Here is a 13,344-nt window from a genome sequence, read left to right on the forward strand (position 1 = left end):
AAACAAAATATGTGACACATATGTTTAAGCATTGGTCAATTGTTGAAAGGGATGAAGAGTATGTCACAGCTGAACTTTGAAGAAAATTTATTAACTAAAGTAGCCTGGTACTATTATAAAGATCAATTAACACAACAAGAGATTGCTTCACTTCTTCATATTTCAAGAAATAAAGTCGTCCGGTTATTAGATAAGGCACGCAGTGAAGGTATCGTTACATTTCACGTAAAAGGAACCGGTTTGCATTGCTTGAGCATTGAACGTGACTTAATGAAAAAGTTCCACTTAAAAGATGCTTTCATTATCCCTACTCCAATAAACAATTATGCTACTTCTCTCGGAAAAGCCGCTGCACAATATTTAGAGACTCATCTCCAACAAGGTGATTTACTCGGCATCGGCTGGGGTGAAACGATAAGTAAAATGCTAGAAAACATTCATTTTGAAAGTTCTATTAATCTTTCATTCGTAACGCTAACAGGCGGAGTAAACCACTATCTTTCAAGAAAACAAAACTATTTACACTACATGCAAGGTGATCTTCATATTATTCCTACTCCTTTTCTAGCATCTTCTACTGAAATGGCACGAAGTATTTTATCAGAACCAAGTGTGAAAGATATGCTTCATGTCGCTTCACTTGCACATACAGCAGTTGTCGGTATTGGCGGGTTATCTCAAGACGCTACAATTGTAAAAGAAGAAAAATTAACGCTACGTGAAATGACATATATTCGAAGTCAAAACGGGGCGGGCGATATTTTAGGACAGTTTTATAATACGAATGGTGAGTTATTAGAGCTCTCGCATCATAATCGTCTAATTGGCACACCACTTATGATTCTTCGCAACATGAAGCATGTCATTGGTGTGGCTGGAGGTACACAAAAGATAGATGCCATTTATGGGGCTTTAAAAGGGAAATTTATTCATACATTAATTACTGATGAAGAAACTGCGCTCTCCTTATTAAGAAAGGAAGGTGATTCTTAATGTCTACTTTATTAGCTTTCGATGCTGGTACAGGAAGCATTCGAGCTGTTCTTTTTGATTTACATGGCAATCAAATTGCAGTAAGCCAAAAGGAATGGGTTCATAAAACTGATCCTCGTTACCCCGGTTCTATGAATTTTGATGTAAAAGAAAACTGGCAACTTGTACAACAGTGTACGAAAGAAGTTCTGCAAAAAAGTAATATACTTCCCTCTTCTATTCAAGCTATTAGCGCTACAAGTATGCGAGAAGGTTTTGTTTTATATGATAAAAATGGGCAAGAAATATGGGCATGTGCAAATGTTGATGGCCGTGCATCCGCTGAAGTTAGTGAGCTAAAAGAAATCCGCTCACATCTTGAAGAAGATTTATACAGAAAATCTGGGCAAACTTTTTCATTGGGTGCTTTACCACGTCTACTTTGGATTAAAAAACATGAACCAGACGTCTACAACAATATTCACTCCTTTACGATGTTAAATGATTGGATTTTGTATAAATTAAGCGGCGTACTGCAAATCGATCCTTCCAACGGTTGTACGTCTGGAATCTTTGATTTACAAAATAGAAATTGGGATAACAATGTCGCTAAAGAGTGTGGTATATCTTTGCCATTTTCACCAAAAGTAAATGAAGCTGGCACTGTGATTGGTAATGTTACAAAAGAGTGTGCAGCACTAACTGGTTTACTTGAAGGAATTCCTGTCGTCGCTGGCGGCGGTGATGCTCAAATGGCAGCACTCGGGACTGGAGTCGTAAAACCAAATCAAACTTTAATATGCGGCGGCAGCTTTTGGCAACAGGAAGTGAATATTACAGAGTCAACAACGGATCCAAATGCGGCAATTCGAGTAAATTGTCACGTCGTTCCGAACCTTTGGCAATATGAAACGATTGCCTTTTTCCCTGGCCTCGTTATGCGTTGGTTTCGAGACGCTTTTTGCCAAGAAGAAAAAAAGCTCGCTGAAAAACTCGGTTTAGACGCTTATGAATTATTAGAAGAACAAGCGAAAGACGTACCTGTCGGTTCATATGGTATTATCCCTACTTTTTCAAACGTTATGAACTACATTTCTTGGCGTCATGCCGCACCTTCATTCTTAAATTTAAGTTTAGACGCTGACAAATGCGGAAAAAAAGAAATGTTCCGTGCTATTGAAGAAAATGCGGCCTTCGTTACACTTGGAAACTTAAAACTAATTGAAAATCTTACTGGTACATTCCCTTCTGAAGTCATTTTTGCTGGCGGTGCCGCTAAAGGGAAACTATGGCCACAAATTCTATCAGACGTACTCGGCATTCCTATAAAAGTACCCGTTGTGAAAGAAGCAGCTGCTTTAGGAACTGCAATTGCTGCTGGAGTTGGCGCTGGCATATATACATCTATGGAAGAGACTGCCGAACAATTTGTACAGTGGGAAAATATATTTGAACCAATCACTGAAAATCACGAGCTATACAAGGAATTCTATGAAACATGGAAAACCGTGTATAGCAGTCAGCTCGCTTTAGCTGATAAAGGACTTACAACACATATGTGGATTGCGCCAGGTGCACTGTAACTCATTTACATAAAGGAGTGAACTGTATGTTAAAAGCGAATGAAAATGATTTCTCCTATCGCTTCGGTGATAACGGGCCGAAATATTTAATACAAGGCCCGAATATTGATCTTGGTCTTGTTGTCATTCAGCCTGGGCAAGAGTTTCAAAATCATTACCATACAACGTGTGAAGAAGTTTTTTATGCGTTAGAAGGTGAAATAGACTTCTATGTAAATAACGAAAGAGTTCCGATTAAACAAGGTGATGTCCTGCAAGTTCGCCCTCATGAATCTCACTATCTAATTAACCATTCTGACAAACCTTTTAAAGCTGTTTTTATAAAGTCACCACATTTACCAAATAAAGATACGGTACAAACGGAAAATCCAACATTAACGAAGGAGTGATTTTGAATGACTTGGGGATTTAAAAATCGATTAAATACAATTTTACCTGATGGTAGAGCGGTTATGTTAGCAATAGATCACGGCTACTTTTTAGGGCCAATTCACGGGCTAGAACAACCACTTGAAACAGTTAAAAACTTACTTCCTTATACAGACTCCCTCTTTTTAACACGCGGTGTACTTAGCTCCTGCATTCCTGAAAACTGCAGCACACCGATGGTTATGCGTGTATCCGGTGGCGCTACTGTCGTCGGTAAAGATTTAGCGAATGAAACAATTGTTACACCTGTGAAGGAAGCAGTGAAGCAAAACGCAATTGGCGTTGGCGTTTCTGTTTTTGTCGGATCAGACTATGAAACACAAACTGTTACAAATCTCGCAAATGTAGTTTCTGAAGCTCATGATTACGGCCTACCAGTACTAGGCATTACCGCAGTCGCAAAGGAATTACAAAAACGTGAAGCTCGCTTTCTAGCACTTGCTTCCCGCGTATGTGTTGAAATGGGTGCTGATATTATTAAAACGTATTACTGCGAAGGATTCGAAAAAATAACGAGCACATGCCCTGCCCCAGTCGTCATCGCGGGCGGCCCAAAACTAGATTCAATTGAAGACGCATTAAACATTACGTACAATGCATTGCAAGAAGGAGCAATTGGAGTAGACATGGGCCGAAACATATGGCAATCTGAGCACCCAGCTGCGATGATCCAAGCAATACATGGCATTGTGAAAAATGGATTGAATGTGAAAGAGGCACTTGAACTTTATGATGATGTGAAGAATTAATGTGAAAAGACAGACTATTTATTAGTCTGTCTTTTTTGTTAAAATAAAGTAAAGGAGGAATGATTATGCGAAGAATAACTTTCGAACGTCCTACCGATCATTACGATGAACGCTTATACTCTATTGATGAAAAAATTTGCGCCCTATTAAAAGAACGAAAAGAACTTTCAGGTGATGACCCAGGTTTTCCACATGATGAAGCGATTTATAAATGGGCTAAGCAATACGAATTTTATCCAGACTATCTAAACTCATTATTCTCTTCCATGATGGATGAAGAAGAATTTAAACCTCGCGTTGAACCAACTGGCTTCAAAAAACATGTACCTGTTTTTAAAACTTATGAACATAATGGCGTCATGTATACTGTAACTTTTATTCGGCAATATGCAAATGCTAGTGTAGTTTATTTATATAGCGATTGGGATTCCACGGATGAAGATTTTATTGAAAATAAGCCTCATAGTTTCTTCCAATTATCAATAGATGATACATACGATTGCTGGTCAGAAGGTGGTGGCGGCACCGATGGACATATGAATCATCAATTCGTTATATCTCCTGTCCTTCCTGATAATTTGTCTGGAATAAGCTTACGATTTAAAGAACTCAGTATGCCGTTTAGGAAAGATCAAGCTGTGCTTGAATTTGAAATTCAGATAGACAAATAAGGTGAGACTATAATCAATCCACAAATAGTAAGATAAATAAGGTAATAAAATAAACAAGCCCCTTTCCAAACTGGATAAGGGGCTAAATATACACCTTCAAATGATTACTCTTGGTGATTACTATTAAGCTTTGAAATTTTCTTACCTTCTCTATAATCAAGACAAGACACTTCAATTAATAAGCCATTAAATACTGTAAAATAAAAACCATAACTACTACCTCGCATCGAATAAGGTTCCTTATCTATTTCAATGCCGCCTGCTACTAAACGATTATACGCTTGATCCACTTCATTTGTAGTTTCCACTAAAAAACCAATATGAAAAGCTTCCGGATACGTAACTTCCTTATTCCCTTTAAATGCTTTTGGATCACTTAGCACAAGTATAAATCCACTCTCATCACTCATAACTACAAGTGCTTTCCCTTTTTGTTCCAAAAATTGAAAATCAAAAAATGTTTCAAAGAAATGTCTCGCTTCTGATAAGTCATCAACACATAAATTTAAATGATTCAGCTTCATGTACTCATCTCCTTTTAAACAGAAGGGATATAGACTCATTTTCATAACCCTTAAATATGTAAGGCAAGATATTCAAGCGTTCCATCTAAGACTATGCTTTATAAGTCTAATATTTTTTTCTATATCCTAGAACATTTTTTTAATGAATGAAAGATTTCCTATCATTTACATCCCCCCAGTAATAAAAAAGAGGATACATGTTTGCTTCTACAACATGTATCCTCTACTTATATATTACGACTGCTGATAAGCCGCTTTCGATGATTTTACATAATAAACTGCATGATCCACATTAATAATATGATCTGGTTTTGGTTTACCACGGCCTGCTCTATGCCCAGCTAAATGTTCTTCACTTGTTTCCCAGTTTTTCCATGCTTCTTCAGATTCCCAGCGAATCATTACGACAACTTCTTCGTCGCCGCGTCTTACTTTTTTCACAAGAACACTTAAATCGATGAAGCCTTCAAATTTTTCAATAATACCTTCTCCAGTGAAACGTTCTACAACTATATTTGATGTACCTTCTTTTACTGTAAATGTTTTCGTTTCGATAAACATATATCCCACTCCCTCTTTGTTATACGAATACTAGTATTCTTCTATTATAATTGATTATGATAATTATTTTCAATTGTAAAGTTTTAATTTTTTGAATTATGCTGATTTCTTTTCTATCGCCTCATCTAAAAATTTGAAATATGGAAGTAACATCCCTATTAAAGATGTAACACATATAATTGCACCGATGATTACATATAGCACTCTTACTCCCCACATTTCACTCAATATTCCCCCTACTAACACCCCTAATGGCATAGCGGATCGTATAAAAAATAAACGCACTGAAAATACTTGTCCTATCATATTATTTGGGACGGTTTGTTGGCATATTGTCGTGTTATGAACATTGAAAAATGCAATACAAATCCCTGCTATTACTTCAATTATTATTGCAATGATAATACTATGATTGAATCCTAATGAAATGTATGTGAGTCCCCCTATAAACAATCCTCCGAGCATAAGTATACGCCGGCTTTTATATGTTACTTTTCCGACTAATACTGAGCCAATTACGTAGCCAAGTGGAAAACCTGCCATGAAATAACCGTACTCTGCATATCCCGCTGACAGCTCGTCTTTTATATATGGAAGATTTGTAACCATCGTTACCCCTACTCCAAACTGTACGAAAGTAAGAAATATACCGAGCCAAACGATGATTGGTTTTCTAAAAAAATATGTAAAACCTTGAAGAAATTGTTCTAACCACGTTTTCCGAATAGGTTGCGACGTTCTATTTTCTTTTATATAAAATAAGAAAGTGCCACTAACAAATAAACATATGCATACGAAAGATAATGTAAGTTCTGTTCCAATCAAATGAATGACTACTCCGCCTAATACTGGCGCAAGAAACATCATAAGGCGAGTCATCCCATCAATATACGCATTTGCATCTTGAAGTTGTTCTTTCCCTACAATGCTCGGTGTAATCGCTTGACTTGCAGGTGTATAAAGTGGTGTAATAAGTCCCACTACAATTTGAACAACATAAATGTGCCAAACTTCTATACTACCCGACACTAGCATCACCAAAGGTAATAAAAATATGGACGCTCGTATCCATTGTGAAAATATCATAATCCACTTCCGGCTCCATTTATCAATAAATGGGCCACTTATTAATTGCAATATGAGTGATGGGATGAAATATAATAGCCACATACTACTTAAAGCCATTTCCGATCCTGTTAATTCATATACTAGAATTGAATTACATAACGTTCCGAAAGCCCCTCCTAATTCTGAGATTGCACTACCAATCCACATAAAAAAGAAAGAACGACTTTTCAATACACTCTTCACTATAGCTCACCAACTTTTCTCTTAAATTCCTCCCTTTATGTACATTCTTGTTGCATATTATCTATTCAAAAACGCTTCTAATTCTTTTGCTAACGACTGTACTGCTTTCTTCCTTAATACATATTTTCCGTCATGTATATCAACTAACTTCGCTGCACGTAACAATTTCAAATGATGGTGTACTGTCGATTTACCAAGCTGCAATCTTTCCGTTATTTCCTGTAAAGTACGTTCTTTTTCAAACAACATTTTTACAATTCGCAATCTCGCTTCATCCCCAAGAGCCTTATGTTTTTGAACTAAAAAATAATTCGGTTCATACGAATCTTCAGGATGAATGCTTTCATTCGCAACTGGATAATGAAATACTTTCGTATCTTCAATATCTGCTTCAATATTCCACGGTCTGTACGTCATTTGCGGAATAAGAAGTACGTGATGAACACTTGGCTCTGGCATATAGTTCACTCCGCCAGTCGCCCATTCGACAAACTCTTCCGGCTTCATCTTTTTATTCATTTCATTTTTTGCTTCATAATCTCGTTTTAATATAGAAAGTATTTCTTCTTCCTCTTTCTTAATTACACTCTCATACCAACCTGTCATAACAGCAATTAAATGAGATTTCAGCACTTGGACATCAACATCACATATAAAACGAATATACGTAGAGAAAAACTGATGTTCTTGTGTCAGTTCCATTAGTTCATGTATTGCAGTTACGTTTCCACTTGCCGCTAAAGTTCTTTTTTCTTGGTACTTCTCTCCTAAAAACGGTAAACATATATACTTCAAACCTTCTTCTGAAAGTAAATCAATTTTAAAATTAAACTGCGATAAATCTTGAAAATCCTCTTCATACAATAACTGAAGCAATGCTTTCCACGTATTATGTTCTTCTACAAACTGTAAGTGTTCTTCCATCTCATCTGTTAATGATTGTCTAATTCCTTTCCATTCACTTTCAGTCTTTTCAAGAGTATCAATTAACCTTTTATGAGTAATTGCTGCAATGCCAAGTGCACATTCGAAAAGTATCGAATATTTCACCTGAACGTTGTATGTTTCCCTCTTTTTACTCTTTATGTGATAGACCTCCATTTTTATCCCCTCCTTGTTTGCTATGTATTAAATTCTATCTTTATCGAATTTTACCTTCTATTCTTTTAGAATTTACAAAAATATAAATTAAACCACATTCATTCTAAATTAAGAAGAATAAGAGCTTTTTTATATACAAATAATAAAGCTCAAGGAGTGGTTGACATGCATTTCATATTAAATATGTTAGGGATTTTCGTTGTCATATTAATCGTTTTCTTATGTTCGCCTAATAAAAAACATATAAAATGGAGACCAATTGTAATACTCATCATATTGGAGCTTTTTATTACGTGGTTTATGTTGGGCACAAAGCTAGGCAGTATTATCATTAATAAAATTGCGTCATTTTTCAGTTGGCTACTGGCATGTGCGAATGAAGGAATTCGATTTGCATTTCCTTCCGCTATGGACAGTCCACACATTGATTTCTTCTTTAGCGCGTTACTTCCTATCATTTTTGTTATCACGTTCTTTGATATTCTTTCTTATTTTGGAATCTTAACTTGGATTATTGATAAAGTAGGTGCAGTTATTTCAAAGATTTCTCGTTTACCAAAGTTAGAAAGTTTCTTTTCGATTCAAATGATGTTTTTAGGAAACACCGAAGCACTTGCGGTTGTTCGTGATCAATTATCTGTTTTAAAAGAAAATCGATTATTAACTTTTGGAATTATGAGTATGAGTAGCGTTAGCGGATCCATTCTTGGTGCTTATTTATCAATGGTTCCAGCAACATATATTTTCAGCGCAATCCCATTAAACTGTATTAACGCATTAATTTTAGCCAATGTATTAAATCCTGTGGAAGTTTCGAAAGAAGAAGACGTTGTTTACACACCTTCAAAACATGAAAAAAAGGATTTCTTTTCTACTATTTCAAACAGTATGTTAGTTGGGATGAATATGGTTATCGTTATTTTAGCTATGGTAATTGGTTATGTAGCTTTAACAGCATGTTTAAATGGGATTTTAGGATTTTTTGTAACGGGGTTAACAATTCAAAAAATCTTCTCCATTATCTTTAGTCCTTTTGCATTTTTACTCGGTTTATCAGGCAGTGATGCTATGTATGTAGCTGAATTAATGGGGATCAAAATAACGACGAATGAATTTGTTGCAATGATGGATTTAAAATCAAACTTAAAGTCGCTACAACCGCATACGGTTGCGGTTGCAACGACATTTCTAGCTTCTTTTGCTAACTTTAGTACAGTAGGTATGATTTACGGAACTTACAATTCATTATTTGGCGGAGAAAAATCATCAGTCATCGGTAAAAATGTTTGGAAGCTTCTTGTTAGCGGGATGGCTGTTTCTTTATTAAGTGCTATGCTCGTTGGGCTATTTGTATGGTAAATAATTTTTATAATAAAAGACACTCAGGCCAATTGAGTGTCTTTTATTATTATTTTCGAATTTGTCCATTTCCACGAATCACATATTTTGTAGAAGTTAATGCTGGAAGCCCCATTGGTCCTCTTACGTGTAACTTTTGTGTACTGATACCAATTTCCGCTCCGAATCCAAATTCGGATCCATCTGTAAAACGAGTCGATGCATTATGATAAAGTGCCGCGGCATCTACAGAAGTAAAAAACTTGCTGACGTTTTCCTCATTTTCAGTAATAATTGCTTCAGAATGCATAGATCCATACGTATTTATATGATGAATCGCTTCTTCAACAGTGGAAACCACTTTCACTGCTAGTGTAAGAGATAAAAATTCTGTCCCCCAGTCTTCTTCTGAAGCAAGTACAATTGAAGAATCCATTGCAAATGCTTTTTGATCACCACGTAGCTCCACGCCTCTACCTTTCAAAGAAGAAAACAACTCGCTACCATATTTCTCTGCCCACTTCTCATGAAGAACAATCGTTTCAATCGCATTACATACAGATGGACGCTGCGTTTTTGCATTTATAATAATATCCAATGCCATTTGTTTATCCGCTGTTTCATCAATGAAAATATGACAATTTCCCGCACCTGTTTCAAGTACTGGAACAGACGCTTCTCTCACAACAGTATCGATTAATTGTTTGCCACCTCTTGGAATAAGAACGTCTAGATAATCCTTCATTGTAAACAACTGCTTTGCGCTATCTCGCGTTGTATCTTCTATAAGCTGGACGCTTTCTTGAGGTAAGCTTGTTTGTTTGAGCGCCCTGTGAATAACGGCAACGATCGCTTTATTAGAATGAATAGCAGAAGAACTACCACGTAATATGACTGCGTTTCCTGTTTTCAAACAAATTGTAGCAGCATCCACTGTTACATTCGGTCTTGCCTCATAAATCATCCCAACAACACCAAGTGGTACGCGCATTTCCTGAATAGATAGTCCATTTGGCCTTTCCCATGCACTTACACATTCTCCTACAGGATCACGTAATTCAATTAGCTGCTTAATCCCTTCTGTCATATCAACAATACGCTGTTCATTCAGCATAAGGCGATCAATGAGAGAATCAGAAAACCCTTTTGCCTTACCTTCTTCTATATCCCGTTTGTTTTCCTCTAAAATATAAGCTGTTTCACTTATTAATTGATTTGCAATTGCAGCAAGTGCTTCGTTTTTTTGATTTGTAGATTTTAGTACAAGTTCCCTAACAACCTCTTTTGCTTTTATCCCCTTTGCCAACACTTCATTCATTTTTATTTCCTCCTTTTTAAAGTGAAACCCAATGATCCCTATGGATGACTTCATAACTATGTCTCTCGCCTCTTACTTGAATATCTTGGCTTTGCATACCTTTTACATCTCTTAGTTCCTCTGCACTATATGTGCATTGTCCTTTTCCTATTACGCGCCCTTGTTGCGTTACAACCTCTACAACTTCACCCACTTGGAAAAATCCTGATACATTCGTAACACCAGCTGGAAGTAAACTCTTACCATGCTGAATGATGGCAGTAGCTGCCCCAGCATCTACTTCAATTTGTCCGCTAACAAGCGAATGCAAGGCAATCCATTGCTTGTTCATCTTCATTTCTTTTTGAGGAGCATTACCGACATACGTTCCGTCACCCTTACCCTTCAAAACATCTACAAACTTTTCCTGTCCACGTCCTGTTCCGATAAATACACTCACACCAAGAGAGAGTGCTGTCTTTGCAGCATCGATTTTTGATTTCATACCGCCAGTCCCAAGTTTTGAGCCAGCATCTCCTGCAAGAGAAGAAATTTCTTCCGTAACTTCAGGAAGAAAATAATATTTTTTTGCATCCGCATTTTTCTGAGGATTTTTGTCATATAACCCGTTCACATCTGTAAAGATCATAAGCATATCCGCCGAAACAAGCCCGCTTACTAAAGCTGACAGCATATCATTATCACCGAACGTCAGCTCCTCTAAAGAGATGGAATCATTTTCATTAATTATTGGAAGAGCGGAACGGTTTAATAATTCTCCTAACGTAGCGTAAGCATTACTATACTGTTCTTTTCTAGAAAAATCACTTCTCGTCAACAAAAGTTGCGCAGTAACGATGCCATATTTACGGAATTCCTCCGTGTACGCCTGCATTAACAAACTTTGTCCGACAGCTGCTGCAGCCTGTTTCCCTTTAATCGTTACAGGTCTGCTAGGATATCCTAGCGCTGAAAACCCTGCAGCAACGGCTCCAGATGTAATTAACACAACCTCGTGCCCATCAGCTTTCAACCGAGCCAATGCGGCAACGTGATCTGAAAGCTGTTCTGTAGAGATGCCTACATGACTATCTGCCAAGGAACTACTTCCAATCTTTACAACAATTCGTTGTTTTTTCACTTTTTTATCCCCCAAGTCTAAAATCAAAGTTTTTATAATTTACACTTCATTCACTTTGCAACTATATCTATTCTCATCAATGCTGCACTGAATTATTTAAGAGCAAAATAAAAATGACCGCTTCGCCCTTAATAAAATAAAAAGGACGAAACGGTCATTGTTCCGCGGTACCACCTTAATTGATATACATAGATATCCACTTGGTGCCTATAACGCAGGCGAACGCCTAAACTTTCATTTAAGACTCAGGGATAGGTTCGATACATTCTATACGAGGAATCTTTCAGCCGGTGAATTCCACTCTCTTTCGCAAGAAGACATATGTACTAATTCCCTTCAACGATTTTCAATCTAATTTTTTTATATTATGCGATATAGTTCGATTCGGTGTCAAGAGGTATTTTTAAAAATAAATAGAGCCACAAGTTATTTGTATGAAATTATCGCCCTACTGAATGAAAATACAAAATGATATAAGTTTAACTAATATTCATAAACATAAAATCTTAAATTATAGTGTATATATTTACATAATGTCGAATATAATTAATTTTTATCTTTTAGTGTTGCAAAAAGGAATATATTCTCTTAGAATGTTTCTTTATATTGCACAGGGATGTTATTATTATTCTAAGAAAATAATATCAAACCGATATAATTGATTATAAAAGGAGCAAGATTGAGTTATTATGGATAAACAAATTGGATTCATCGGTTGCGGAAATATGGGAATGGCTATGATTGGCGGAATGATAAACAAAAATATAGTGTCTTCAAATCATATTATTTGTTCAGATTTAAACACTGCTAATTTAAAAAATGCTAGTGAAAAATATGGGCTAACTACAACTACCGACAACAATAAAGTAGCTAAAAATGCTGATATTTTAATTTTATCAATCAAACCAGACCTATACGCATCAATAATTAATGAAATAAAAGAAGTAATCAAAAACGATGCTATCATCATTACGATCGCTGCTGGGAAAAGTATTGAAAGTACTGAAAATGCCTTTAATAAAAAATTAAAGGTTGTAAGAGTAATGCCTAATACTCCTGCTCTTGTTGGAGAAGGAATGTCTGCATTATGCCCTAATGAAATGGTGACAGAAAAAGATTTAGAAGATGTACTAAACATTTTCAATAGTTTTGGTCAAACAGAGATCGTAAGTGAAAAATTAATGGATGTTGTAACATCTGTAAGTGGTTCTTCACCAGCTTATGTATATATGATTATAGAAGCGATGGCAGATGCTGCTGTACTAGATGGTATGCCAAGAAATCAAGCATATAAATTCGCTGCTCAAGCTGTGTTAGGCTCTGCAAAAATGGTACTAGAAACAGGAATACATCCAGGTGAATTGAAAGATATGGTTTGTTCTCCTGGTGGAACGACAATAGAAGCTGTAGCAACATTAGAGGAAAAAGGATTACGAACAGCGATTATTTCAGCTATGCAACGTTGTACGCAAAAGTCTGTTGAACTATCTGGTCAAACTAAAAAATAAAACTATAAAAGAGATTACGTTAGCTATGAATTCACATAATTTTAATTAAAAATTCACTACATGATAAACGGCCAAACTCATATAAAATTGAGCTTGGCCGTTCCGCTTTTTAATTATATTAAAATAATTTCATTCGAATTTTCTTTAAAGGTTCTGTTT

Annotated in this window: 13 protein-coding genes and 1 other annotated feature; of the genes, 7 read left to right on the forward strand and 6 right to left on the reverse strand. The window is 36.1% G+C overall.

Features of this window, described 5'->3' with window-relative positions:
• Nucleotides 1-42 precede the first annotated feature (42 nt).
• The 5 genes from OXT04_RS04810 to OXT04_RS04830 all read left to right on the forward strand — a co-directional run bounded on the left by OXT04_RS04810 (nt 43) and on the right by OXT04_RS04830 (nt 4,404).
• A complete protein-coding gene (locus tag OXT04_RS04810) occupies nt 43-993 on the forward strand; it encodes a sugar-binding transcriptional regulator (protein ID WP_002005323.1) in 951 nt (316 codons plus the stop codon).
• Complete coding sequence (gene lsrK / locus OXT04_RS04815; RefSeq protein ID WP_000105702.1) at nt 993-2,555, forward strand: autoinducer-2 kinase; 1,563 nt, start codon at nt 993-995, stop codon at nt 2,553-2,555. The genes OXT04_RS04810 and lsrK overlap by 1 nt, the downstream gene beginning before the upstream one ends.
• Nucleotides 2,556-2,581: 26 nt before the next feature.
• Nucleotides 2,582-2,944 carry a cupin domain-containing protein gene (locus tag OXT04_RS04820; RefSeq protein WP_000909986.1) on the forward strand — a complete coding sequence of 121 codons (363 nt, stop codon included), beginning with the start codon at nt 2,582-2,584 and terminating at the stop codon, nt 2,942-2,944.
• Between the two features lie 6 nt (nt 2,945-2,950).
• A complete protein-coding gene (lsrF, locus tag OXT04_RS04825) occupies nt 2,951-3,733 on the forward strand; it encodes a 3-hydroxy-5-phosphonooxypentane-2,4-dione thiolase (protein WP_000219782.1) in 783 nt (260 codons plus the stop codon).
• Between the two features lie 65 nt (nt 3,734-3,798).
• A complete protein-coding gene (locus OXT04_RS04830) occupies nt 3,799-4,404 on the forward strand; it encodes a hypothetical protein (RefSeq protein ID WP_142306414.1) in 606 nt (201 codons plus the stop codon).
• A gap of 104 nt (nt 4,405-4,508) precedes the next feature.
• Here OXT04_RS04830 and OXT04_RS04835 read toward each other — a convergent pair whose 3' ends face one another.
• The 4 genes from OXT04_RS04835 to OXT04_RS04850 form a co-directional block, all read right to left on the reverse strand.
• The gene (locus tag OXT04_RS04835) at nt 4,509-4,928 is read right to left on the reverse strand and encodes a VOC family protein (protein ID WP_000773089.1); all 420 of its coding nucleotides are present in this window, start codon (nt 4,926-4,928) and stop codon (nt 4,509-4,511) included.
• 234 nt (nt 4,929-5,162) lie between these two features.
• Nucleotides 5,163-5,489, reverse strand: coding sequence for a heme-degrading monooxygenase HmoA (hmoA, locus tag OXT04_RS04840; RefSeq protein WP_000469496.1), 327 nt, complete (start codon nt 5,487-5,489; stop codon nt 5,163-5,165).
• A 96-nt stretch (nt 5,490-5,585) separates the two neighbouring features.
• Nucleotides 5,586-6,800 (reverse strand): MFS transporter, encoded by a 1,215-nt coding sequence (locus tag OXT04_RS04845; protein WP_000843855.1) that lies wholly within the window; start codon nt 6,798-6,800, stop codon nt 5,586-5,588.
• Nucleotides 6,801-6,857: 57 nt separating this feature from the next.
• Entirely contained in the window at nt 6,858-7,901 is a 1,044-nt protein-coding gene (locus tag OXT04_RS04850; RefSeq protein WP_000454535.1) for an ArsR/SmtB family transcription factor, read from the reverse strand.
• A 165-nt stretch (nt 7,902-8,066) separates the two neighbouring features.
• Between OXT04_RS04850 and OXT04_RS04855 the strand changes: the two genes are divergently transcribed.
• A complete protein-coding gene (locus OXT04_RS04855; RefSeq protein ID WP_000545482.1) occupies nt 8,067-9,260 on the forward strand; it encodes a NupC/NupG family nucleoside CNT transporter in 1,194 nt (397 codons plus the stop codon).
• Nucleotides 9,261-9,309: 49 nt separating this feature from the next.
• Here the strand turns inward: OXT04_RS04855 and OXT04_RS04860 are convergent, their stop codons facing one another.
• Both OXT04_RS04860 and proB read right to left on the reverse strand, forming a co-directional pair.
• On the reverse strand, nt 9,310-10,557 hold the full coding sequence (locus tag OXT04_RS04860) for a glutamate-5-semialdehyde dehydrogenase (RefSeq protein WP_001006624.1): 1,248 nt from the start codon (nt 10,555-10,557) through the stop codon (nt 9,310-9,312).
• Nucleotides 10,558-10,573: 16 nt separating this feature from the next.
• Nucleotides 10,574-11,677, reverse strand: coding sequence for a glutamate 5-kinase (proB, locus tag OXT04_RS04865; RefSeq protein WP_097822376.1), 1,104 nt, complete (start codon nt 11,675-11,677; stop codon nt 10,574-10,576).
• 138 nt (nt 11,678-11,815) lie between these two features.
• Nucleotides 11,816-12,026: a binding site (T-box leader), on the reverse strand.
• A gap of 340 nt (nt 12,027-12,366) precedes the next feature.
• Here proB and proC point away from each other — a divergent pair.
• Nucleotides 12,367-13,185 carry a pyrroline-5-carboxylate reductase gene (proC, locus tag OXT04_RS04870; protein WP_000360722.1) on the forward strand — a complete coding sequence of 273 codons (819 nt, stop codon included), beginning with the start codon at nt 12,367-12,369 and terminating at the stop codon, nt 13,183-13,185.
• Nucleotides 13,186-13,344: the final 159 nt, after the last annotated feature.

Origin of the sequence: Bacillus sp. GC_Bacil_1 (assembly GCF_026540675.1) — a bacterium.
Classification (GTDB): domain Bacteria; phylum Bacillota; class Bacilli; order Bacillales; family Bacillaceae_G; genus Bacillus_A; species Bacillus_A cereus.